The organism is Nonomuraea deserti (assembly GCF_004348685.1).
Lineage (GTDB): Bacteria > Actinomycetota > Actinomycetes > Streptosporangiales > Streptosporangiaceae > Nonomuraea > Nonomuraea deserti.
Genome location: NZ_SMKO01000076.1, coordinates 15,723 through 42,018 on the forward strand (window position 1 = coordinate 15,723; position 26,296 = coordinate 42,018).

8 protein-coding genes and 1 pseudogene are annotated in these 26,296 nt (G+C 71.6%); 8 read left to right on the forward strand and 1 reads right to left on the reverse strand.

Annotation, left to right across the window (positions count from 1 at the left end):
- The 8 genes from E1292_RS25810 to E1292_RS25845 are packed head-to-tail and all read left to right on the forward strand — an operon-like array spanning position 1 to position 25,663.
- Positions 1–1,860: a non-ribosomal peptide synthetase gene (locus E1292_RS25810; RefSeq protein ID WP_132597794.1), complete on the forward strand. Its 1,860-nt coding sequence runs from the start codon at positions 1–3 to the stop codon at positions 1,858–1,860.
- A complete protein-coding gene (locus tag E1292_RS25815; protein WP_132597795.1) occupies positions 1,857–7,688 on the forward strand; it encodes a non-ribosomal peptide synthetase in 5,832 nt (1,943 codons plus the stop codon). Before E1292_RS25810 ends, E1292_RS25815 begins: the two co-directional genes overlap by 4 nt.
- Positions 7,685–8,956, forward strand: a complete 1,272-nt coding sequence (locus tag E1292_RS25820; protein WP_132597796.1) for a cytochrome P450 family protein — start codon at positions 7,685–7,687, stop codon at positions 8,954–8,956. Before E1292_RS25815 ends, E1292_RS25820 begins: the two co-directional genes overlap by 4 nt.
- Positions 8,953–10,224 carry an MFS transporter gene (locus E1292_RS25825; protein WP_220447062.1) on the forward strand — a complete coding sequence of 424 codons (1,272 nt, stop codon included), beginning with the start codon at positions 8,953–8,955 and terminating at the stop codon, positions 10,222–10,224. The genes E1292_RS25820 and E1292_RS25825 overlap by 4 nt, the downstream gene beginning before the upstream one ends.
- The gene (locus E1292_RS25830; RefSeq protein WP_132597798.1) at positions 10,199–19,675 is read left to right on the forward strand and encodes a non-ribosomal peptide synthetase/type I polyketide synthase; all 9,477 of its coding nucleotides are present in this window, start codon (positions 10,199–10,201) and stop codon (positions 19,673–19,675) included. The genes E1292_RS25825 and E1292_RS25830 overlap by 26 nt, the downstream gene beginning before the upstream one ends.
- Positions 19,672–21,411, forward strand: coding sequence for a fatty acyl-AMP ligase (locus E1292_RS25835; protein ID WP_132597799.1), 1,740 nt, complete (start codon positions 19,672–19,674; stop codon positions 21,409–21,411). Before E1292_RS25830 ends, E1292_RS25835 begins: the two co-directional genes overlap by 4 nt.
- A gap of 17 nt (positions 21,412–21,428) precedes the next feature.
- Positions 21,429–22,418 carry a TauD/TfdA family dioxygenase gene (locus E1292_RS25840; protein WP_132597800.1) on the forward strand — a complete coding sequence of 330 codons (990 nt, stop codon included), beginning with the start codon at positions 21,429–21,431 and terminating at the stop codon, positions 22,416–22,418.
- A gap of 38 nt (positions 22,419–22,456) precedes the next feature.
- Positions 22,457–25,663 carry an amino acid adenylation domain-containing protein gene (locus tag E1292_RS25845; RefSeq protein ID WP_132597801.1) on the forward strand — a complete coding sequence of 1,069 codons (3,207 nt, stop codon included), beginning with the start codon at positions 22,457–22,459 and terminating at the stop codon, positions 25,661–25,663.
- Between the two features lie 398 nt (positions 25,664–26,061).
- Here E1292_RS25845 and E1292_RS25850 read toward each other — a convergent pair.
- A pseudogene (locus tag E1292_RS25850) lies at positions 26,062–26,296 on the reverse strand (ABC transporter substrate-binding protein); the annotation flags it as partial.

The following is a 26,296-nucleotide window of genomic DNA, read 5'->3' on the forward strand; positions in this document are numbered from 1 at the left end:
ATGGTGTACGCGGACCAGACGATCACCACATCCGTGGACGGGCTCTTCCGGCACTGGGCGGCGCGGACTCCCGACGCGATCGCGATGCGCTTTCACGACCGGGTCTGGACCTACGCGCGGCTGGACGCCGAATCCGACCGGCTCGCGGCCGCGCTGGCCGAGGTCGGGGTCGGCCGCGACGCGGTGGTGGGCCTGCACGGACGCCGAGGGGCGTCGCTGGTCATCGCCATGCTGGCGGTGCTCAAGGCGGGGGGCGCCTACCTCGTGCTCGATCCCGCCTATCCGGACGAACGGCTGCGCCTGATGGTCACCGACACCCGCGTGGCGGCCGTCGTGTCCGACCGGGTCGATCCGGGGTGGGCGGCCGGGATGCCGGTCGTCCCCTACGCCGCACGCGGCGCGGAGGCAGTCCCGACGCACGGGTCGCATCCCGAAGGCCTGGCCGCGGTGATGTTCACCTCCGGCTCCACCGGGCGCCCCAAGGCGGTCGGCGTTCCGCACGGCGCGATCCTGCGGCTGATCGTCGCCCCCGACTTCGTCGACATCACCCCGGCCGACGTCCAGCTGCACCTCGGTGACCCCTCGTTCGACATCACCACGCTGGAGGTGTGGGGGGCGCTGTGCAACGGCGCCCAGGTCGTGGTGCTGCCCGCGGATCCGCCTGCCGGGCCGGAGGAGGTCATCGCCGCGCTGCGCGAGCACCGGCCCTCGCTGGTGTCGTTGACCGCCAGCCTGTTCAACAGGACGTTCGACAGGGACGCGGGCGTTTTCGCAGAGCTGCGCTACTTGTTCGTGGTCGGCGAACCCATGGATCCGGTCAGGACCCGTGCCCTGCTGCGGGGACGCCCGCCGGCGCACCTGGTGAACGGTTACGGCCCGACGGAGAACACCACGTTCTCGACCTGCCATGACGTCACGGCCCTCGCTGACGACGCGGTCAGGGTGCCGGTCGGCGTCGCCGTCAACGGAACGTCCCTGGTCGTGCTGGATCCTGACATGTCGCCGGTGCCCGTGGGCGAGGTCGGTGAGCTGTGGGTCGGCGGAACGGGACTCGCGCGAGGCTATCTCGGCGACCCCGCGCTCACCGCCGACCGGTTCGTGCCGGACCCCTTCGGCACGCACGGGGGGCGGCTCTACCGCACCGGGGATCTGGTGCGTGAACTTCCCGACGGCGCGCTCGACGTGCTCGGCAGGATCGACCAGCAGGTGAAGATCCGCGGCTACCGGGTCGAGCCCGGTGAGATCGAGGGCGCCGTCCGCACCACGCCCGACGTCGCCGACTGCGTGGTCCTGGCCACCCCGGTGGGCGAGGATCTCCGGCTCGTCGCCTACGTGGAGCCCAGGTCCGGCCACACCGTGGACGTTGCCGGCCTGCTGGCCGGGTTGCGAGCCCGGTTGCCCCGCCACCTGATCCCGAACCACATCGTCGTGCTGGAGTCCTTCCCGCTGACCGGCAGCGGGAAGATCGACAGGAACGCGTTCCCCGGGATCGAGGCCGGCTCCCGCGCCACAGCGGGCGAACGAGTCCCGCCCCGCACGACGATCGAGGCCGACCTGTGGCGGATCTGGTCGGAAGCCCTGCTGATCGGTGACTTCGGCGTGCATGACGACTTCTTCTCACTCGGCGGCCATTCGCTGCTCGCGACCGGGATCGCTCTGGAGATCAGAGAGCGCTTCGGGATCGAGTTGCCCGTGCGAACGGTGTTCGAGCGCCCCACCGTCGCGCGCCTGGCAGAGCGCGTCGCCGAGGCGCGGCGGGCCACGACGGACCGGCTCGACGACATCGTCGACGCGGTCGAAGCCCTGGCCCGCCGGCAGGATTCGGAGATCACGGGCCACGGCGGGAGCGGGTCAGCATGAGCGAACTCACCGCATCGATCCGCGCGCTCAGCCCCGGCGACCGGGCCGAACTGCGGCAGCGGATGTGGACCCGCGGGCTGGGCACCGGGATGCTCGACGACGGAGGAGCCGAGGCCCCGGCATCGCTCTCCCAACGGCGGATCGCCTTCCTGCAGGAGCTCTTCCCGGACAACGCCGCGTACAACAGCCCGATGAGCTGCCGGCTTTCCGGGCCGCTGGACGAGCCGGCGCTCGGCCGCGCGCTCAACAGGCTGCTCGACCGGCATCCGGCCCTGCGGACAGCGCTCCGCAACGATGCGGGAACCGTGATCCAGCTCGTCGCACCGGCAACGGACCGGCCGCTCCCGCTGATCGACCTTTCCTGCCTCGGCCCCGACGCCAGGACGGCCGAGGCCGACCGGCTCGCGAGGACGGCCCAGGAATTCGGTTTCGACCTGGGGAGCGGGCCGCTGGTGAGGTTCTGGCTCGTCCGGCTCGAACCGGAAGAATCGATCTTGTTGCTCACGTTCCACCACGCCGTCTTCGACGGATGGTCGGTCCCCCTCCTTGCCCGCGATCTCACCGAGCTGTACGACGCCGAGATCGAGGGCAGGAAGAACCGGCTGCCCTCCCTGGACGTCGATTACGGCGAGTACGCCCGCTGGCAGGCGGACTGGCTGCGCAGCGCGGAGGCCGAGCGCCAACAGGCCTACTGGACCCGCCAACTGTCCGGCGCGCCCGAGGCCGTCACGCTGCCGTTCGACCGTCCGCGCGCGGAGCGGCCGAGCAACCGCGGCGCCTCACTCCGGTTCGTCGTGCCGGCCGCCGTCCGGGAGCGCCTGGCGCGGCTGGCCGCGTCCGGTGACGCGACGCTCTTCATGGTCCTGCTCGCCGGCTTCTCCGCCGTGCTCAGCCGCTACAGCGGCCAGAACGAGGTGGTCGTCGGGACCCCGGTGGCGAACCGCCCGCATACCGCGCTGCGGGAGCTGATCGGCTTCTTCGCCAACTCCGTGGCCCTCCGCTGCCGGATCCGTCCGGACCGCACGTTCGCCGAGCTCGTCGCCGCCATGCGGGAGACGTGCCTCGACGCGTACGACAACCAGGACCTGCCGCTCGACGTGCTGGCGCAACAGTTGAGTCCCGAGACCGACATCAGCCGCAACCCGATCTACCAGGTCAACCTCACCCTTCACAACACGCCGGAACCGGTGCTGGCCGCGCGCGGGCTGACCATCACCCCCATCGTCCTCGATCTCGACTGGTCACGCTTCGACCTGGACCTGAACATCTGGGAGACCCGCGCCGGCGAGCTCGACTGCCAGCTCGTCTACGCGACGGACCTCTTCGACGCGGCGACGGTGCGGCGGATCGCGGACTCCCTGCTCGCCCTGCTGGCCGGCGCGGCGCCCGGCACGACGGTACGCGCGCTGACGCGCCCGGCGAGTCCTCCGGTCCTTCGCGGACCGGTCGTGGAACGGCCGCGTGACATGCGCGTCCACAAGCTGTTCGAGGCGCGGGCGGCCGAATGCCCGGACTCCGTCGCCCTCTCCGTCTGGCCCGCCCAGTTCGTCACCTACCGCGAGCTCGACGCGCGCGCGAACGCCGTGGCGGCGGCGCTGCGCGAGCGCGGCGTGAGGCGGGGCGACGTGGTGGCCGTCTCGCTGCCGCGCTCGATCGATCTCGTCGTCGTGCTGCTGGGGATCCTCAAGGCCGACGCCGCCTACCTCCCCATCGATCCCGGCGATCCCGCCGCCCGCGTCGCGCATGTCCTGACCGACAGCGGTGCCAGGCTGCTGATCGCCGAACCGGGACGGCGGGCACAGGCCGGCCTGCCCGTGGTGGCCCCGGACGAGCTGCGTTCCTCCGCCACGGCGCCGCCCGCCGGCGCAGGCGACGCCGGCGACGATGGCGACGTCGTCTACGTGATCTACACCTCCGGCACGACCGGACGGCCGAAAGGCGTGGTGGTTCCCCACCGAAGCGTGGCCAATTACCTGCTGTGGGCCGCGGAGCGGTACGAGCTGGCCGGCGGCGATGGCGTGCCGCTGCACTCGTCGGTCGGTTACGACCTGACGGTCACCAGCGTCTTCGCCCCGCTGCTGGCCGGGCAGCGGGTCGTGGTGCTGGAGGAGACCGAGACGCCCGCCGAGGCGCTGCGCACCTCGGCCGAGTTCGACACCGGCCTCAGCATGGTCAAACTGACGCCGTCCCATCTTCGGCTGCTCGACGAACCGCGCGCGGGCGGTGACCTCCCGCCCTGGGCCCGGTATCTCGTGATCGGCGGCGAGGACCTCCTCGACGCCCGGATCGCCTCCTGGCGTGCCGCGGGGCTGCGGTGCGTGAACGAGTACGGTCCCACCGAGGCCGCGGTCGCCTGCGCGTTCCACGTCGACGACGGCACCGTGACCTCGGCGGGCAGGATCCCCATCGGCGGGCCCGTCGACAATGCCACGCTCGTCGTCGTCGACGACGACCTGGCCCCCGTACCGCTCGGGGCGCCGGGCGAGCTCTGCGTCGGCGGTGAAGGACTCGCCTACGGGTACTGGAACCGGCCGGGGTTGACTGCCGCGAACTTCGTCCCGGACGCGTTCGGAGGACGGGCGGGGGCCCGGTTGTACCGGACCGGCGATCGCGTTCGGTTTCGTCCCGACGGGACGTTGGAGTATCTGGGCCGGATCGACGATCAGGTGAAGATCAGAGGACACCGCGTCGAGCCCGGCGAGGCGGCCGCGACGCTCGAACGTCATCCCGACGTGCGCCAGGCCGCAGTGCTGCTGGACGACGCCACGGCGGATGCCCGGCTGGTCGGCTTCGTCTCGCTCCATCACTCCCCGGACGCGGAAGCCGGGGAGGTGCTGGAGCCCGCCCACGTGGAGCAGTGGCGCAGCCTGTACCGGTCCACCTACGCCGATCTCGACCCCGCCGGAAGGCCGGCGGCCAACCTCGCCGGATGGACGAGCGGCTTCGACGGCCGGCCCATCGAGCGCGACCAGATGGCGTCCTGGCTGGCGGGCACGACTGAGCGGATCAAAGGGCTGCGACCGCGCCGGGTGCTCGAGATCGGCTGCGGCACAGGCATGGTGCTCGCCGAAATCGCGCCCGCCTGCACCCGGTATGTCGGGAGCGACGTCTCGTCCGAGGCGGTCGGGTACGTGCGCGACCACCTGATCGGCGTCGACCAGGTGCCGGGGGCCGACGTGATCGAGCTCCGGTGCGCTCCGGCGGATCAGAGCATCCGGCCGGGCGACGACGTCGACACGGTGATCCTCAACTCGGTCGTGCAGTATTTCCCGTCCGCGGACTACCTCGGCAGGGTGCTGGAACGCGCCGTCGCCGCCATCCCGGACACCGGCGGTCACGTGTTCGTCGGCGATGTGCGCCATCTCGGGCTGTTGAGGACGTTCCACACCGCCGTCGCGGCGCACACGGCCCAGCCCGCCGCCAGGGCCCGCGACGTCGTCGCCGAGGCGTTCCGGCGGTCTCAGCGAGAGGGCGAGCTGTGCCTCGCGCCTGCCTTCTTCACTGACCTCATGGCGGCGCTGCCCCGCGTCACCGGAGTCCGGGTGCTGCTCAAGCGCGGGCCCTACCGCAACGAGCTGACCGCCTACCGCTACGACGTGATCATCTCGGTCGGCCGTCCCGCGCCGCCGTACCCGGACCCGCGCGACTGGACCGCCGGCGGGATGACCGTGTCCCGGCTGGAGGAGGAGCTGCGGGCCGGACGGGGTGCAGCCGCTTTCGCCGCCGTTCCCAACGCCCGGCTCGAACGCGACAACAGGCTGCTGGGCCTGCTCGGCCGGACTCCGCCGGAGGCGCCGTTCGCCCGGCTCCGGAGCGAACTCGACCGGGCAGAGGACATCGGCGTCGACCCCGACCACCTTCTCGAACTGGGTGACACCTACGGTTGCGACGTCGAGCTGAGCTGGGCGCACGACTACGGGGACGGCTCGTACGACGTCACCATCACCGACCGGTACGCATCCGTCCAGGATGCGGCACCGCCGGCTCGCACACCGGGCCGGATGCCACCGAGGAACGTCCGCGGCCGGGCGAGGGCCAACGTCCCCACCCGGTACGCCTCGGCGGTCCGCCGGGTGCCGCTGATCGAACAATGGCTCGCCGAGCAGCTTCCCGCCTGGCTGCGGCCTTCCCAGCTCATCGTGGTGGACGAGATGCCGCTCGCGCCGAGCGGGAAAGTCGACACGGCCACGCTCCGCCACCTCGTGCGCGTGCCCGGCGAAGAGTCCGCCGTGATCAGCGAGCCGATGTCCCCGGTCCAGGAGCGCATCGCCCGGATCTGGAGCGAGCTGCTGGCCAGGGAGGTCGTGCGCACCGACGCCGACTTCTTCGAACTCGGCGGACACTCGCTGCTGACCTTCCAGCTGGTCGCAAGACTCCGCGAGGAGTTCCAGGTCGACGTGCCGGTACGGGCGCCGTTCAACGCCTCGACGGTGCGCGAGCAGGCCGACCTGATCGGCGCGCTGGCCGGGCTCCCGGCCACGGCTTCCGGGCCGCCGCCCCTGGTGCCGGTGGCCCGTTCCGAGCGCATGCCGACCTCGTTCGCGCAGGAGCGGTTGTGGTTCCTCAGCAGGCTCGAGCCGGAGAGCATCCAGTACAACTTCCCGAACCCGGTGATTCTCAGCGGTGATCTCGATCCGCGCGCGCTGGAGAACGCGCTGGACACCGTGCTCCGGCGGCACGAGGTGCTGCGGACGGTCATCCGGTCGGACGAGGGAGTGCCCTACCAGACCGTGCTGCCGCACCGTTCGTTCCGGCTCCCGGTCGCCGATCTGTCCGGTCTGCCGCCGGAGGAGCGGGACGAACTGGCTCGCAGGCTGGCCCGGCAACAGTACGAGCTGCCCTTCGAGCTGGCGAAGCCTCCGATCGTGCGCCTGCTCCTGCTGCGCATGTCCGCCCGCGAGCACATCCTGCTCCTGACGACACACCACATAGCGATGGACGGATGGTCCGTCGGTGTGCTGATGGACGAACTGACGGCGATCTACGCGGCCCGCCGGGCAGGGGAGGAACCGGATCTGCCGGACCTGCCCGTCCAGTACGCGGACTACGCCGCCTGGCAGCGCCGCCTGGCCGAGTCGGGACACTTCGACGCCATGGCGGGCTACTGGACCGGCCAGCTGGAAGGCGTGACGGAGCTGCCGGGCATCCCGACGGATCGGCCCCGTCGTCCGAGCGGCGCGCCCGACCGCCCCGGCCGGCGCCTGCCGGTCGAAATCCCGGACATGACCGTCCAGAAGTTGCGGCTGCTGTGCAAAGACGAGGAGTGCACTCTCTACATGGCTCTGCTCGCCGCGGTCAAGGTCGCGATAGCGCGCAGGTCGCAGCATCCGTCCGTCGCGGTCGGCTCGGACGTCGCCGGCCGGTCCGAGCGAGGGCTGGAGGCGATGATCGGGTTCTTCGTCAACCAGATCGTGGTGCGGACCGACCTGAGCGGGCGGCCGACCTGGCGGGAACTGCTCGGCCGGATCAGGAAGGTGACCATGGACGCGTACGCGTACCAGGACTTCCCGTTCGAGGAGACGGTGAAGGCGCTCAACCCGCGCCGCAGCCGCAATCCGAGCCCGCTGTTCCAGGTCAAGTTCGGGCTGGACAACACCGCGGAGAGCTCGAGAGAGCTGCCGGGGATCCGGATGGCGCCGCTGCCGTTGCAGCTCATCGACAGCAGCCGCTTCGACCTGGCGCTGATGCTGCGCGACGACGGCGACAGGGTGCGGGGCTTCCTGGAATATGACCTCGGCCTGTTCTCGGCCGACACCGCGGAGCGCCTACGGCAGGACTACCTCGGTCTGCTGGATGAACTGGCCTACCGTCCCGACAAGCAGATATGAACCGGCCAGGCGCACCGACCGCAGCCGAGGTCGAACTCGCCGAGGTCTTCTTCGCCGACGACCGGGACGCGATGTTCGACCGGCTCGTGGGCGGATCCCCGGTGCGGCCGGCCCGGTACCTCGACGGCACGCCGATCTACCTGGTGACCGGCTATGACGAGGTCCGTCAGGTTCTCGCCGACCCGCGCTTCAGCAACGACGGCCGGAACCAGTCGGTGCTGGATCCCGCGTCCGCGGCGGGATTCCCGGCCGAGATCCAGCCGTTCCTGCTCAACGGTCCCGGCTGCACCGACCCGCCGGCCCACAGCCGGATCCGCAGGCTGACCTCCAAGACTTTCAGCTCCCGGCGAGTCCAGTGGCTCCGTCCGCGGATCGAGCAGATCACGGACGGCCTGCTGAGAGGCATCGACGGCGTGGAGGGCGAGATCGACCTGGTGGGTGCGCTCGCCCTGCCGTTGCCGATCATGACCATCTGCGAACTCCTCGGCGTGCCCGCCGCCGACCAGAGCCGATGGCGGCGCTGGGTCGAGGGCATGAACGCCGCGGACCGCAGGACCATCGCGGCGAGCGCTCGCGCCCTGATCGGCTACGTCGGTGAGCTGATCGCCGAGAGACGGCGCGGCGGCGGAGCCGACGACCTGCTCTCCGCACTGATCACGGCACAGGACGACGGCGAGGACACCATCACCGACGAGGAGCTGCTGTCGCTGATCATCGCCGTGCTGATCGCCGGCCACCAGACGACGGTCAGCCTGATCTCCGGGGGATTGCTGCTGTTGCTCACCGATTCCCGGCTCATGGGCCGCCTCCGCGCCGACCCGGAATGTCTGCCCGCCGCGATCGAGGAGTTCATCCGCTACCGCGGTCCGGCCGATCTGGCGATGTTCCGGTACACCCTGGAGCCGGTACGCGTCGGCGGCGTGGATATCCCGGCCGGGCAACCGGTGCTCTGCCTGTACAGGACGGCGAACCACGATCCCCGGGTGTTCCCGGATCCGCACCAGGTTAGCTTCGACCGCCTCGACAATCCCCATCTCGGCTTCGGCCACGGCCTGCATTACTGCCTCGGCGCCGCGTTGGCCCGGTTGGAGGGCGAGGTCGCCATCGGCGCAGTCCTCGACAGGTATCCGGAGCTGGCCCTCGCCCATCCGGAGCGCCCTCCGCGATGGCTGCCGGGACTCGCCAGGGCGCTGCCCGCCCTGCCTGTGATCCTCGGGCCGTCCCGGCCGGGCTCGTCCCGCGGACAACCCGCGGGGCCGGGCCGGTGAGGGTCGCCGTGGAGCGGTCGTCGCGCGACTTCAACGTGTTCTGGGCCGGCCAGACCCTGTCCGTCCTGGGCAGTTCCGTCTCCACGCTGGCCTTCCCGCTGCTGATCCTCGCCGTGACCGGATCCGTCGCGCAGATGGGACTGATCACCGCGGTGGCCACGGTGGTCAATATCGCCGCCGGCCTGGTCGCCGGGCCGCTCGTCGATCGTTGTGACCGGCGGATGGTCATGCTCTGGTGCGACTGGGGCCGAGCCGCCCTGCACCTCGCCGTCCCCCTCGTCTGGACGTTCACGCAACCGCTGTGGCTGCTCTACGCCGTCGCCGCCGCGGTGGCGGCACTGACCATGGTGTTCCAGGTCGCCTACATAGCCGCGATCCCCGGACTGGTGCCAGAATCCCGGCTGACGGACGCCAACGGCCGGCTCCAGACCACCTACGCGATCGCCTCGGTCGCCGGCCCGGTCCTGGCCGGGGCCCTTTCCGGTGCCGTCGGGCCGGCTTGGGCGGTGGGTCTGGACGGGCTGTCGTTCGCGCTGTCGGCGGTGAGCCTGTTGCTCATCCGGCTGGCCAGGCCAGGCACCGGCGGCGACGAGGGCGCCGGCGACGTCCGGAAGATGTTCACGGTCGGGTTCCGGTTCCTGTGGCGGCATCCGGTGCTGCGTTCGCTGACGATCCTGCTGACCGTGCTGACGTTCGTCACGCTCGCCGCGACCGACCTGCTGATCTTCCGTCTCCGCGACGAGCTCCACCACGGCGATTCCACCGTCGGAACGGTACTGGGGGTGGCGATGGCGGGATCGATCGCCGGGGCGATGCTCGCCTCCCCTCTGCGCCGCCGGTTCGGGTTCGGCGCTTGCTGGCTGGGCTCGGCCGCGCTGTTGGGAGCCGCCCTCGCCGCCCTGGCCGCGACGGGATCGGCGGTGGCGACGGCCATCGCGGCGGTGACGTTCATGTTCGGCCTCACCGTCGGGGGCGTGTGCTCGATGTCGCTCCGGCAGGAGCTGACGCCGGGTCCGCTGCTCGGCCGGGTCACGTCGGCGTTCTGGACGGTGCACAACGCGGCGGGCCCCGTCGGCGTCGTGGTGCTGACAGCGGCCGCCGACCGATACGGCGTCCCGCCGGTCGCTCTCGCCGCGTCGGCGACCTGCTTGGCCACCGTACTCGCGGGCCTCTTCACTCCGGCTGCCCTGAGCCGGCCGGAGCTCTCGGACCTCGGCAATCGGCAATCCGTATCACGAGGGGGTGATCCCGATCGTCCAGCTACCTGACGACCGTCCCGGCGACGTCGCCGGCCCGACGGCGAGGGAGATAGAAGCGTGGCTGGTGGAGCGGCTTTCCCGGCACCTACCGGCCGGTGAGGAGGTCCGCCTGAACGACGCGTTCGCCGACCTGGGCCTCTCCTCACGGGACGCCGTCGTCGTGGCGGGCGACCTCCAGGCGTGGCTGGGTCGCGACGTCACACCGAGCCTGCTGTTCGACCACCCCACGGTGGCCGCGCTGAGCCGGCACCTGGGCGGCCGGCCGGCGCCCCCCGCGCGGCGGCAGGCCCCGGGCCCCGAGGACACGCCGATCGCGGTGATCGGTATGGGCTGCCGGTTTCCCGGTGCGCGAGGGCCGGAGGCGTTCTGGTCCGTGCTCCAGTCCGGAGCGGACGCGGTCACGACGCGCCGGCATGACCCGATCCCCGGCGAGGCGGCCCCCGGTCCGCGCGGCCGCGTGCCCGACGTGGACCGGTTCGACGCGGACTTCTTCGGCATCTCGGCCGGGGAGGCGGCACACATGGATCCCCAGCAGAGGCTCCTGCTGGAGACCGCGTGGGAGACGCTCGAGAACGCCGCCATCGTCCCGTCTCGGGTGAGGGGAAGCACCACGGGCGTGTTCGTCGGCGTGAGCGACGTGGACTACCACCGGCTGGGGACGGCCACACCGGCCGGATCAGACGCCTATTCCGGCACCGGTCAGGCTGCCAGCATCGCGGCCAACCGGATCTCCTATGTCTTCGATCTCCGCGGCCCGAGCGTGACGGTCGACACTGCGTGCTCGTCCTCGCTCGTCGCCGTCCACCAGGCGTGCCAGGCCCTGCGCGCCGGCGAGGCCACCATGGCTCTGGCCGGGGGCGTCAACGTGATCCTGACCGGCCACGTGACCGAGATCCTCGACGGCGCCGGGATGCTGTCGCCCGGCGGCCGGTGCCGCACCTTCGACGCGAACGCCGACGGGTACGTCAGAGCGGAAGGGTGCGGGCTCGTGGCGCTGAAACCGCTGAGCGCCGCGCTGGCCGACGGTGATCGCGTGCTGGCCGTCCTGCTGGGCTCCGCGGTGAACCAGGACGGCCACAGCAACGGGCTCACCGCGCCGAACGGGCTGGCGCAGGAGGCCGTCCTGCGCGCGGCGTACGAGAGCGCGGGTGTCCGGCCCGGCATGGTGGGCTATGTCGAGGCGCACGGCACCGGCACGCCACTCGGCGACCCGATCGAGGTACGGGCGCTGAGCTCCGTCCTCGGTGAGGGCAGGGAAGCGGCCGACCCTTGCCGCATCGGCTCCGTGAAGACGAACATCGGGCACGCCGAGGCCGCGGCCGGCATAGCCGGGTTGATCAAAGTCGTGCTCATGCTCGAACACGACAGGATCGCCCCACACCTCAACCTGTCCACGCTGAATCCACGCCTCGCGCTCCCGGACTGGCTCCACGTCCCCACGACCGCGCAGGAGTGGCCCGCCTCCTCCCGCCCCCGGGTCGCCGGGGTGAGCTCCTTCGGCTTCGGTGGCACGAACGCCCACGTCGTCGTGGCCGACGCCGCAGCGACGCGGGACGGTCACGCCTCCCGGCCGGAACCGTCCCACGCGCACCACCTCATGGTGCTCAGCGCTCGCGACGAGGCAGATCTGGCGGCGCTGGCAGGGCGCTACGCCGACCACATCGACCGCCGTCCCGGCATCCGGGTCGACGACCTGTGCTTCACCGCGAACACCGGCCGCGAAGGCTTCCCGCGCCGAGCCGTCCTCCAGGCGGGCGACGCCTCGCACCTCGGCGCGCAGGCCCGGCGGCTGTCGGAAGGGGATGTGCCGCCAGGGACGACGCTCGCCACGACCGGCGAACCGGGGCCGCTCGCGTTCGCCTTCAGCGGCCAGGGAACCCAGTACTCCGGCATGGGGCACGCGCTGTACGCCCAGGAGCCGGTTTACCGCCGGGCACTCGACGAGTGCGCCGCGATCAGCGCGTCACGCCTGCCGCGCCCGCTCCTCGACGTCATGTTCGGCGACCCGGCCGAAGGAACCATCCACCAGACGCTGTACGCACAACCGGCGATCTTCGCCACCGGGTACGCGCTCGCACGGTTGTGGCAGTCCTGGGGGATCGAGCCCGACGTGGTGACCGGGCACAGCATCGGGCAGATCGTCGCGGCATGCGTGGCCGGCGTCCTCGACCTTCCCGACGCCCTCTCGCTGGTACTCCGCCGGGCCGAGCTCATGCAGGCCCGGCCTCCCGGCGCGATGCTCGTGGCCCTGGCGCCGGAGGACGCGGTCCGTGCCGCCGTCGACGGCAGCGAGGTGGACATCGCGGCAGTGAACTCCCCGACCAACACCGTCGTCTCCGGGAGCCGGCGCGCCGTCGACGTCGTGGCCGCCCGGCTGTCCGGGCTCGGCATCAGGACCAGGCCCCTGACGGTGTCCCACGCGTTCCACTCACGCTGGATGCGCGAGGTCGCCGGCCCGCTCGGCGAGACGTCCGCCGGGATCGTCCACCACCGGGGCCGCATCCCTTTGGTCGCCGATCTGGACGGCCGGGTGTTCGAGCACGACTCGTGGCCGGACGCACGGTACTGGCAGCGGCACGTGCACGCGCCCGTCCGGTTCTCGTCGGTGGCGGACCGCCTCGCGGCGATGGGAGTGCGGCACGTGCTGGAGATCGGCGCCCGGGCGGCGCTGGTGGCCGTCCTGGCGGAGCAACTGCCGGAAGCGGACGTCGTTCCGTCCTGGCGACGGGATCAGCCGGAGCAGGAGGGCCTGCTGGACGCGCTCACGGGGCTGGCGCTCGCGGGGCATCCGGTTGACTGGGCGGGCTTCCACCGCCATCGCTCCGGGGCGCCGATCAGCCTGCCCACCTATCCGTTCAGGAGGACGCGGCACTGGCTGCCTCTCCCGGCCGCAGCCCTCTCGCCGCAGGCCGCGCCGGAGCGGGTCAGCTCCGTCCCGGCGCCCGCCTCCTCCGTGCTGGACCAGGTCCGCGCGCTGGTGGCGGAGATGCTGGACACCACTAGCGGGGAGATCGACCCCGATCGCGCGTTCCTGGAACTGGGCGCCGATTCGATCCTGCTCATCCGGGCGCTGCAGGCGGTCCGCAGCCGGTTCGACGTCGAGCTGCCGATCAGCCAGCTCTACGAGAACACCAACACGCCACGCCTGCTGGCCGACCACATCGTCCGGACCGCCCCACCGGCGCCGCAACCGCCCGGCCCGGACGATCCAGCCGGGGCGGTGGCCGGGCCCGGCCCGGCAGCGGGGGCGAACGCCACGTTGACCGAACTGCTGCGGGTGCACCAGGGCGTCATGAACCGCGTCCTCGACCTGCTGGGATCCGATGCCGTGAGCGACGGCGGCGGCGAACCGCTCCACTATGCCGGCACGGGAAGCAGCGCGGCACCGGGGACGCCGGCGCCCCTCGCGGCAACGGCGTCCCCGACGCCCGACGCCGCGCCGGCGGAGCCGCCGACCAGGCTCACTCCGGAGCAGCGGCGGCACGTCGAGGACCTGGTCGCGCGCCACGCGAGACGCACCGCCCGGTCACGCGAGCACGCGGTGCGCGAACGCCGGACGCACGCCGACATCAGGCACGCGATGAGCGTCCCGGAGTCCCTCCGCCAGTCCCGCTACCCGCTCGTCGTCTCCCGCTCGGCCGGCTCGCGGGTCCAAGACGTGGACGGCAACGAGTACGTCGACCTCACCATGGGGTTCGGGGTCAACTTCTTCGGGCACGGCGAGGAGTTCATCGCCACCGCGATCAAGCAGCGCCTGGCCGAGGGCATGCAACTCGGCCCGCAACCCTCCGACGCCGCGGAGCTGACCGAACTGGTCTGCGACATGACCGGCAGCGAACGGGCGGTGCTCTGCAACACCGGCTCGGAGGCGGTGATGGTCGCGCTCCGCCTGGCCCGCGCGGTCACGGGGCGGAGCCGCATCGCCCTGTTCGCCGGGTCCTACCACGGATCCGCCGACCCGATCCTGGTGGAGGGAGGCGCCGGCGGCATCGGCGCGACCACCACGGTGACGCGGGGAGTGCTCGACGCCGTCAGCGACGCGACCCTGGTCCTGCCCTACGGGACGCCGGCCGCCCTGGACGAGCTCCGGCGGCACCGGCACGAGCTCGCCGCGGTTCTCGTCGAACCGGTGCAGAGCCGCCGCCCCGATCTCGTGCCGACGGGCTTCCTCTCCGAGGTACGCGAGCTGCTCACCGAGTCCGGCACGCCGTTGCTCCTCGACGAGGTGATCACGGGCTTCCGCATGCATCCCGGCGGGGCGCAGGCGCTCCTCGGGGTGCGGGCCGACATGGCGATCTACGGCAAGGTGGTGGGAGGCGGGCTCCCGATCGGCGTGGTGGCGGGCGACGCCAGGTATCTGGACGCGGTGGACGGGGGCCGCTGGAACTTCGACGGCCCCGGCCACCGTCCCGCCGAGCGTGCGTTCTTCAGCGGGACGTTCTGCAAGCATCCACTCTCGCTGGCCGCCGGTCTGGCCGTGCTGAAACGTATGCGTGCCGAGGGGCCGGCCCTTCAGCAGCGGCTGAACGACCGGACCGCGGCGTTGCTGGATCGGCTGAACGCCGTCTTCACGGCCGCACGGGTGCCGATCAAGGCGGTCGGGTTCGGATCGCTGTTCCGGTTCCGTGTCGAGGGCGAGCCGCCGTCGTGGTCGGAAACCACGGAGGTGTTCCACCTGCACCTGGTCGAGAACGGGATCTACGTCTGGGAGGGCCGCAACTGCTTCCTGTCCACCGCGCACAGCGACGCGGACCTGGACCGCATCGTCGAAGCGGCGGAGCGCGCCGTGCACGCCATGCGGAGCGGTGGCTTCTGGGCCGATTCCCCGGACCCGGAGGCGGCCGCGTACCCGCTGTCGGAGGTGCAGCGGGAGGTGTGGTTCCTCGACAGGCTGGGCGACGAGCACTCGCTCGCCTACACCGAGATCGTCACGGTGCGGCTGCGTGGCGAGCTCCAGCAGCCCGCGCTCGTCGAATCCCTCCGGGAGATCGTCGCCAGGCATGAGGGCCTGCGCAGCGTCCTGCGGCCGGACGGATCGGGACAGGTCCCGCTCCCCGCGGACAGATTCAGCGTCGACGTCGTCGATCTCGCCGAGCCGGACGGCGGCGCGGGCGACCGGGCCGGGCCGGACGGCAGTGCGGGCGGCCGGGCCGGGCCGGACGGCGCCAGTGGTGCGGATGCGCTCGCCGGGTGGCTGGAAGGCGAGGCCGAGCGGCCGTTCGACCTGACGCGGGGCCCGCTGCTGCGCCTCTCCCTCGTCCGGACGGCCGCCGAGGAACACCACCTGGTGCTCAGCGCGCACCACAGCGTCGTCGACGGGTGGTCGTTCGACATCGTCCTCTCCGAGCTCGCCCAGCTCTACTCGGCCAAGGTCGGCGGCCGGAGCGCCGTCCTGCCGCCGGCGCCCCGGTACCGCGACCACGTCAAGGCCCTCGCCGCCGCGGCCGGTGACCGCGCGCGCCGTGCCGGCGACGAGCAGTACTGGGCCGACCAGTTCGAGGACGGCATCCCGGTTGTGCGGCTGCCATGCGACAGGCCCGCGCCGGGCACGCCCACACACCGCGGTGCCAGCGTCGCCTTCACCCTGTCGGCCCATGAGGAGCGGATGGTCCGCGACGCGGCCGTCCGGTACGGCACCACGCCGTTCGTGCTCCTGCTCTCCGCCTTCGCGCTCTCCCTCCACCGGCTGGACAGGACCGCCGACATCGCCATCGGTGTCCCGGTCGCGCTGCGCAGCCATCCCGGTGGGGATCGAGTCGTCGGCAACTGCGTCAACGTGGTGCCGATCCGCTCCCGCACCACCTCCAGGTCCACCGTCGCCGACCTGCTCCAGGACGTGCACCGGACCCTGCTGCGGGCACACGACCACGCGTCGTTCCCGCTCTCGGCGCTGTCGGGACGTCCGGGATTCGAGGGCTACGCCGGACGGGGCCAGCTGCTGAACGTGCTGTTCAACCTGGACAGGGAGACCGAACCCCCCTCCATGCCCGGCCTCGGCATCGAGGTGATCGCGCCACCGCGCCGGTACGTCAAATGTGATCTCTTCATGGACGTGCGAGGGTCGCGGTCGGGACTGTCCGCCTCGCTCGAGTACAACTCCGACCTGTTCGACGAGCCCACCGTGCTCGGCTTCGTCGACGGATACCGGGCCGCCCTGTCCGCCGTGCTCGCTGATCCCGGCCGGCGCGTGGCCAGGACATCGCTGCTCACGGAGTCCGGAAGACCGGCCGTCCGTCGCGGCGAGCCCGCGCAGCCGGCCGGCGATCTCTGCTTCGCCCAGCTGTTCGAGCGACGGGCCGCCGGATCCCCGGAATCGACCGCGGTCGTCAGCGGCGACCGCGCGGTGACGTACGGCGAGTTGAACAGGCGGGCAAACCGGCTCGCGCACCATCTGATCGCCCTGGGCGTGGGGCCGGAGGACAGGGTCGGGGTGCTGCTCGGCCGGTCGATCGAGCAGGTCGTCGGCGTCCTCGCCGTGATGAAGGCCGGAGCCGCCTTCGTCCCGGCCGATCCGGACGGACCGGAGTCCCGGCTGGAGGAGATGCTGGCCGACGCGGGGGTCTCCGTCGTTCTCGCCGACCGTCCGGCAGCCGCCTCGGGCAGGACGGTCGTCCGGCCGTCCGACGCCGGCACGAACCACCCGTGCGAGGATCCGGCACCGAGATCGTCGCCGTCGAACCTCTGCTACGTGCTGTACACCTCGGGATCGACGGGGAAACCGCGCGGCGTCATGGTGACACACGCCAACCTGACCGCCGCCTACGCGGGCTGGGAGCGGGTGTACCGGTTGCGGGAGGACGTCCGGACCCATCTCCAGCTGGCCGACCCGACGTTCGACGTCTACGTGGGCGACCTCGCGCGCGCGTTGCTCTCGGGCGGCACGCTCGTGATCTGCCCCCGGGAAACCCTGCTACGGCCGGAGCGCTTGTACGCGTTGATGCGATCCCACCGGATCGACATCGCCGAGTTCGTCCCGGCCGTTCTCCGCGGCCTCGTCCGGCACGTCAGCGCAGCCGGAGCGCGGATGGACTTCATGAAGATCCTGGTCGTCGGCTCCGACGTGATGAAGAGCGGGGAACTGGCCGAGGTGGCCGGGTCGGTCGGCACGGACACCCTGATCGTCAACTCCTATGGGCTCACGGAGGCGACGATCGACTCCACCTGGCACCGCCACGGCCCGGCGGACAGCGCGCCCGGCTCCCTGGTCGGTGTGCCGTTGGACGGCGTCGACGTGTTCGTCCTCGACGAGGACGGACGTCCCGTGCCGGTCGGGGCCGTCGGCACGCTGCACATCGGGGGCACCGGCGTCGCCCGTGGTTACCTGGGCGATCCGGCGGCCACCGCGGTCCGGTACAAGCCGAATCCGTGGTCGGCGGCTCCCGGCGGCCGGATGTACGACACCGGGGACCTGGCCAGGTTGCGGCGGCACGGGACAGGCTTGACCGTTGAGCTGCTCGGGCGCGCCGACGACCAGGTGAAGATCCGCGGTAACCGGCTCGACACAGCCGAGGTCGAGGCCCGGTTGCGGGGCCTGAGCGGCGTACGCGACGCGGCGGTCACCGTCGCATCCGGCTCCTCCCGGTTGACCGCTCACGTCGTCCTGGCCGAGGACGGCGGCGAGGAGCAACGCCGCGACTGGTACCGGCGGCTCCGCGCGGCACTGCCGCTCTACATGCTGCCCGAGCGGTTCGTCGCGCTGCCGGCCCTGCCGCAGCTCGCCAGCGGCAAGGTCGACCGCAGGGCCCTGGCCTCGGCGCGCGGCACGGAGTTCACGCTCCGCGGACGGGAGGTGGCCGCCCGCAACGAGGTCGAGCGGGTCCTGAGCGAAACCTGGTCGGAGGTCCTGGGAACCGCGGTCGCCAGCGTCCACGACGAGTTCTTCGCGCTGGGCGGCCATTCGTTGTCCGCGGTGCAGTTCCTGGCCACGGTGCACGAGACCTTCGGGGTCGAGATCGGGCTCGCGCGCTTCTTCGCCTGCCCGACGATCGCCGCCACCGCCGAAGAGATCGAACGACTGCGCGGCGAGAGCGTCGCGTCGGTCCCGCTGCGCGCGGTCGCGCGGTCGCCGGGAGCGGAACTGCCCCTTCTGGCCGCCCAGCGACAGTTCTGGGCCTCGGAGAACATGTGGCCGGGCACGCCGCTGTACTCGATCTGCTCCGTGGCCACCCTGCGTGGCCCGCTGGACCGCCGGGCACTCCGCGGCGCCCTGCAGGACCTGATCGACCGCCACGACGTGTTGCGCGGGGTCGTCGGCGTCCGCGCGGGCCGGCCGGCGATGCGCGTCCGCGAGCACGCGGAGCTGACCGTGCCCGAGATCGACCTCACGGGCCTGCCGGACGTGGCTCGCCCGCGAAAGGCCGCCGAACTGGCCCGGCAGCACGCGCACCGCGGGTTCGACCTGGGAAGCGGACCGCTTGTTCACGTCTCGCTCATCCGCCTGGCGCCCGCCGAGCACCAGTTGCTGATCAACGTCCACCACGTCGCCGCCGACTACTGGTCGCTGGACGTCCTGCTGCGGGAGTTCCGGCGGGCCTACGCCGCCAGGCTGCTCGGCCGCCGCGCCGAGCTGGAACCGGTACGCGCGCAGGCGGCGGACGCGGCGGAATGGCACGAGCGGTACCTGGCCGCCGGGCTCTCCGACACCCAGCTGACCTTCTGGAAGTCGACGCTGGAGGACATGCCGAAGGGTGGCGGGCTCCCGGCGGACTTCACCGTGACCGACGAATGGTCGGTCGACGCCGGCCACGAGCGGTTCACCATCGACCCGCAGCTGACCGGCCGCATCGACGAACTCGCCAAGGAGCTGGGCGTCACCCGGTTCGTGGTCCTGCTGGCCGCCCTGTACGTGGTGCTGCTCGAAGCCGGGGGAGAACCCGACCTGGTGGTCGGCTCGCCGGTGACCTACCGGCCCAGACCCGAGATGCAGAGCATGGTCGGGCCGCTGATCAACACGTTGGCACTGCGTACGGACCTCGGCGGCGATCCTTCGCTCCAAGAGGTGGTCGACCGCGTCCAGACCACGTGCCTGGCGGCATACGCGAACCAGGACGTCCCCTTCGACCAGGTCGCCGCGGTGGTCGACGGGAGCAGAACCGGTGACCGGCGACCGCTGTTCTCCGTGATGTTCCAGTACCTGGCCGACCCGGTGAGCGAGTTCGACATGGCCGGCGTCGAGGTCTCCTTCAAGGAGGTCAAGACGGACTACGTCCAGTTCGACCTGCTGTTCGAGATGGCGGGCGGCGCGGGCGGGATCGAGTGCGGCACACGGTACCGCGCCGCGATGTATCGGCCCTCGACCATCAGGCGGGCGCATCTGGCGTGGCGAACGGTGCTGACCGAGCTCACCCAGAACCGCGACGCGCGGATGTCCGCGGTCGTCGCGCGGCTTGCCGGCCTCACCGAGGCCCCGCAAGCGCGACCGAGTACGCGAACCGACCACGCGCAAGGAGCGTCGAGATGACGGCGGACGAGCCCTACGAGGATCTGACCCGACTGATCCAACACCGAGCGGAGAGCATCCCGGACCGGGTCGTCTTCCGCTTCCTGGACCGTGCCGGGACCGAGAACGACGTGATGACCTACGCCCGGCTCGCGACGCGCAGCAGCGAGGTGGCCGCCGCCCTGACCGAGGTGGCCGAGCCGGGTGACCGGGTGATGATCGTGCATGACAACGGTCCGGAGTTCTTCGCCGCGCTCTTCGGGTGCCTCTGGGCAGGGATGACAGGGGTCCCGGCACCGTACAGGTCCATGGCCGGCCGAGGCGGCGGCCGGCAGTTCGAGCGGCTCGCCACGATCCTGCGGAGCGCCGAGCCGGCGGCCACCCTCACGGACGCGAGCGTGGCCGCGGACCTGACCGAAGCCGGGCACCTCCCGTTCGGCAGGTGTCTCCAGACCTCCGCGCTCACGGGCGGGACGGTCCCGCCGGTGGCCGCCGATCCGGAGCGGGTGGCGATCCTTCAGTACACATCGGGTTCGACCAGCGCGCCGAAGGGCGCCATGATCAGCAACCGGAACTTCGTGCACAACCTCGGCGAGTCCTCGCGGCTGCTGGGTCGCGCCGATCCCGGCCACCGGGAGCCCACCATCGCCAGCTGGTTGCCGCTGTTCCACGACATGGGGCTCGCGATGGGCCTGCTGGCGCTGTACAACGCCGGCAGCTGTGTCCTGATGTCCCCGATGGCCTTCCTCATGCGACCGGTCGCCTGGCTGGAGGCGATCAGCCGGTACGGCGCGGTGATGACCGCCGCGCCGAACTTCGCCTACGACCTCTGCACCGAGCGGGTCACGCCGGACCAGCGCGCTGATCTGGATCTGAGCAGCATGCGCGTCGCACTCAACGGTGCGGAACCGGTCAGGGCGACAACGCTGCGACGGTTCAACGATGCCTTCGGCCCCAGCGGATTCCTCCCGTCGGCGATGACGCCGTGTTACGGCCTGGCGGAGGCGACCGTGTTCGTCAGCGGGCTGCGGGAGCGGCTGCGGCAGCCGATCGTGCTGAGGGTGGATCGCAAGGCGTTGTCCGAGGGCGCCGTCCGCATGGCGGCCGCGGGGCCCACGACCGGGGAGATCGTCGGGTGCGGAGCCCCCGCGGAAGACCTCGACGTCCGCATCGTCGACCCGGACACCGGGATCCAGCAGGGCGAGGACGCGGTCGGCGAGATCTGGGTGTCGGGCGGCAGCGTGTCGTCGGGCTACTGGGGACTGCCCGAGGAGAGCGCGGAGACCTTCGGCAACGTCACGGTCGGCTCCGGTGCGCGGTATCTGCGCACCGGCGATCTGGGTTTCCTGCGCGACGGGATGTTGTTCGTCTCGGGACGGATCAAGGACATCATCGTCGTCGACGGCCGCAACCATTACCCGCAGGACATCGAGCTGACGGTGTCCCGCTGCCATCCCGCGGTCGCGGCCCACCGGTGCGTGGCCTTCGGCCACGTCGACGCCGATGACGTCGAACGGCTGGTCGTGGTCATCGAGATCGCCGGAGGCGTCGCCCGGGGCGCGAACGCCGACGTGTCCGAGATCGTCAAGGCCGTGCGGCGCGAGGTCTCCGCCGGACACGACCTCGCCGTTTCCGACGTCCTGCTGGTCAAGCCCGGCCGCCTGCCCAAGACGACCAGCGGCAAGATAAGGCGCGCGCGGTGCCGCGAGCTCTTCTCGACAGGCGCGTTCACAGAGGCGCCGACGATCCACGAGTGACCGCAGGGAGATGCGACATGAAGAACGACGAGCACCGGCCCGGTGACACGGTGTCGACGGTCCTCGGCCTCGGCGACACCACGGTGGCGGTCCTGAACGCCCCGGAGCCCGGCCATGACCTCGCGGCCTGGGCACGGGCGAACCAGCCGGCGGTGATGGACAAGCTCGAACGTCATGGCGGGGTCCTCTTCCGGGGCTTCGAGATGGCGGGTCCCGAGCAGTTCGAGCAGGCGGCACTCGTCTTCGCGGACGACCTGTCCGGCGAGGAGGGCGAGCATCCGCGGGCGTCCGCCGGCGGGAAGGTGTACTCGCCCGTCTTCTACCCACCCACCGAGCGCCTGCTGTGGCACAACGAGCAGGCTTTCGACCAGCACGGGCCGTCCCTGATCTGGTTCGGCTGCCTGCGCCCCGCCGACACCGGTGGCGAGTCGCTCGTCGCGGACAGCAGGGCCGTCTATCGCAGGCTGGACCCGCACCTGCGCAAACCGTTCGAGGAGCACGGGATCAGGTACGTCCGGAACTACGGGAACGGACTGGGCAGGCACTGGCGTGACGTGTTCCGCTCCACCGACAGGGACGTCGTCGGCACGCATTGCCGGGCCGCCGGCTACGACTTCGAGTGGCACGGCGAGCGGCTTCGCACCACGTGCGTGCGCCCGGCCGTGATCCCGCTGAAGTCGGGTGAATTCTCGTGGTTCAACCAGGCCCAGCACTTCCACACGGCGTGTCTCGACCCGGAGATCCGGTCGGCCCTCCTGGCGATTTTCGACGAGGACGAGCTGCCCCGTTCCTGCACCTACGGCGACGGCAGCCGCATCCCTGACGACGTGATGATGGAGATCCTCGCGGTCTATGAAGAGCTGGAGCTCAGCGTGCCGCTCCAGACCGCCGAGGTGCTGATGCTGAACAACCTCACGATGGCGCACGGACGCGGTCGGTTCGCCGGGGAGCGGCGGCTGCTCGTGGCCATGGGGGGCATGGCCGACTTCCGCAACGGCCCTTTCTGACCGGGGTGCTCGACTACTGAGGGGACACGACATTGTCCATGGACAACGCAACCGGCTCCCGCGTAGCGGCGGCACAGGCAACGGCTTCGTGGCCGCCCTGCCCGGACGGGCCGGCGGGCACCGGACGGATGCCCGTGGAGCTCGGCGGAGAGACCGCTGATGCGCTGCTGGCCTGCGCACAGCGCCTTCACGTATCACCGTACTCCGTCGTCGCGGCCGCGTACCTGCTGATGGTGGGCAGGTCCACCGGGACCCGCACACCGGAGATCGGCCTGCGGCTGGCCGGCGGCAACCGTAGGGTGGCCGTCCGCGTCGAGCTCGCCGGGAGCCTGTCGTTCGATCAGGTCGCCGGCGAGGCCGAGGGCTCGATCAAGGAGCTCACCGAGGGAGGCGTTGCGGCGGTGCCCGCGATGGAGCTGACGGACACGCCCGCCGGTTCGGTCGCGCTGACCCTCACCGTCGCCGTCCCTCTGACGGAGGAGTGGGACGAGGACGGTGGCCGCGTCGACGCCACGCTGGAGTACGACACGGCCCGCCTGCACGCAGGCTATGCCCGGCTGCTGGCGGAGCGGCTCGTGACCATCCTCCGGCAGGCCCCACGGGCCGACACCCTCGACGACATCGACCTGCTCGGTGATCGCGAACGCGCCGCACTGGTGGACACGTTCAACCGGACCGCCGTCCCCTTCACCGGCCTCGCCGACCCCGTCCACGTGATCATCGCGGCGCGGGCGCGGCGGTACGCGGAACGGGTCGCGGTCGCGGACGGGAGCCGTACGCTGACGTACCGGGAGCTCGACGAGCTGGCGGGCCGGCTGGCGGCGCGGCTGGCCGCTGCGGGCGCGGGCCCGGAGAGCAGAATCGGCGTCCGGATGGAGCACGGTGTCGCTCTCGTGGTGGCCCTGCTGGCCGTGCTGAAGGCCGGCGCGGCATATGTGCCCCTCGATCCGCGCTGGCCGGAGCTGAGGGCCTCGCAGCTGGTCACCGAGGCGGGCTGTGACCTCGTTCTCGGCCCGGCCGGAGGCGCCGGATCAGGCCTTCCCCATGTCGGCGTGGATCTCGACGGCCTGGCGGCGGGCCCGTCCCGCAGCGTGGAGCGCGCGGTCTCGCCGGCGCATCTGGCGTATGTGATGTACACGTCCGGTTCCACAGGCCGGCCGAAGGGCGTGATGATCTCGCATGGGGCGCTGGCCAACTACGTGCTGTGGAGCGCCAGCAGGTACATGCGCCATCCTGCGGACGAGCCGGCCGCGCCGGGTGGGTCGGTCGTGCACTCGTCGATCGCGTTCGACCTGACCGTCACCAGCCTGCTGACCCCGCTCGTCGCGGGACACGCGGTCCGCCTGGTCGACCACGCGGACCCCCGTGCCCTGCCGCGCGCGCTGAACGCGCATCCCGATCTTGAACTGATCAAGCTCACCCCGTCGCACTTGCGCATCCTCAACCGGGAGCCGCTGGCGGTGCCGGCGGGCCCACGGACCTTCGTGGTCGGGGGAGAGGCCCTGACCTCGGACCTGATCGCACCGTTGAGCACGGCCAGGGTGTTCAACGAGTACGGCCCGACGGAGACGGTGGTCGGGTGCTGCGTGCACGAAGCCTCCGCGCGGGAGCCGGGCGCGGTGCCGATCGGGCGTCCGATCGCCAACACCCGTGTCTACGTGCTGGACGGGAGGATGCGTCCCTGCGGCGTCGGGATCCCGGGCGAGCTCCATGTCGCCGGTGCGGGTCTCGCGCGCGGATACGCCGCCGCCCCTGCCGAGACCGCCGTCCGGTTCGTTCCCGATCCCTTCTCGCCGGAGCCGGGCGCCCGGATGTACCGCACCGGGGATCTGGCCTGCCACGTGCCCGGCGGCGGGCTGAGGTTCCTCGGCAGGATCGATGACCAAGTGAAGGTACGCGGTACCCGGGTCGATCCCGAGGAGATCCGGCATGTCGTGCTCGACCATCCGTCCGTGCGGGATGCGGTCGTCGTTCCGCTGCCCTCGGAGGAGGACGTCCGTGTCGTCGTCTTCGCCATTCCCGGCTCCGGCGCGGCGGCCGAGCCCTCGGCGGCCGACGTCCTGTCGTTCGTGGCGCGCCGTCTCCCGGAAGCCATGGTTCCTGAGGCCGTGACCTGGGTCGCGGAATTCCCGTTGACGGCCAACGGCAAGATCGACACGCGGGCGCTGGGGGAGCCGGCACCCGAGACGGTCCTGAGCAACCGCCCGGCCGATGGCGAACCGGCGGATCGCGCCGAAAGCCGGATGATGGAGATCTTCGAGCAGTTGCTCCAACGGACCGGTTTCGGAACTCACGCCGACTTCTTCGACCTCGGCGGCCATTCGATGCTGGCGGTGCGGCTGATGGCGAGGATCCACAAGGAATTCGGGGTGTCACTGCCGCTGGGAATCCTGTTCGACGACGACGCCCGCGCGTCCACCGTCGCGCGGCTGGCCGCCGCAGTCCGAGGTGGCGCGGAGCGGCGCGAGGACGACCTCGTCCGCCTGCGTTCAGGCTCGGGAAGGACCCCTCTGTATCTCGTTCACCCAGCCGGGGGTGAGGTGTCGCACTACCGGGCGCTGGCGGCGGAGCTCGCCGAAGGCCGTGCCGTCCACGCCTTCCAAGCACCGGCGCTGGACCTCCTGCCCGAGCAGACCGTGCCCGCCCTGGCCGAGGAGTACTACCGGCACCTGCCCGAGGGGAGCCCCAGCATCGTCGGCGGGTGGTCGTTCGGCGGCGCGGTCGCGTACGAACTCGCAGGTCTGCTGCTCGAGCACGGCCGTCACGTGGATCGCGTGGTCGTGCTGGACGGACACCTGCGCGTCCCCGAAGTTCCGGAGAACGACTCCCTGGGCCAGTTCGCGGACGAGATCCGCCGGATGTTCGACATTCCCGACCGGCTCGACCTCGCGGATCTGGCCGGGGTGACGATGGAGCAGGGCGTCGAACGGGTCTTCGCCGCGGCACGTGCCTCAGGCCGGCTCCCCGAGACCGTGTCCCACGCCTACCTGCGCGCTCTCTTCGCACGCTACCGCGCGCATGTCAGGGCGCTCGCCGCCTACCGCCCGGCGCCCAGGGAGCTCGCCGTCGAGCTCGTCCAGCCGCGCGACGCGGACCACGCCGCCCGGAAGCGGGCGCTCCGTGATTGGCAGGAGCTCACCGGTGGCAGGGTGCGGGCGCATCTCGTGGACGGCGATCATTATTCGATGCTGGCCGGACCGCAGGTGGCCAGGGTCGCCGCGACGCTGGACGCGGTGCTGCCCTGACCGGCTCCCAGCCGAATCCTGCGGCTCGGCCGGCCGCTCGTGGTCCCGGTCGGCCCGGATCCGAGCCGGTCCGGTCATCCGCGCACCGCCGACCCCGACGCCGTTCGGGGAGCATACGACTCCGGCGACGGCTACGACGCCATCGCCCGATCCATCGACCTCGGCACCTGTGACACCTCAGCTCGTCGGCCCCGCATTCCGGCTCCCGGGCACAGGCGTCGGTGACCGGGAAGCCCGGCGCGCGCATCTGCTCGACGGCGGCATCCAGGTACAGGTGCCGGAGGTCAGCTCGGACACACGCCTGCGCTCGCCGCCTCCCTGGTCGTGATGGGGGAGTGCCGGAAAGGCATACCCGCGTGCCGCCGGGAGATCGGCGAGCGTACGAGCCGGACCGTGGATCAGTAGCAGTGCATGGACGGCGGCTGGGACGTGGGCAGCTCAAGCCCTGTCCTGCCGAACCACTTCCGCAGCAGCCGGGCGGCCGTGCCGTCCCGCCACATCTGGGCGATCACCCGGTCGACGGCCTGGCAGCTGGCGATCTCGCCCTCCTTGAGGCCGACGCCCCACCGTTCCTCGCTGATCGGGTCGTTGAGCAGCCTGAAGCTGCCTGGGGCCTGTTCGGCGTACCCGGCC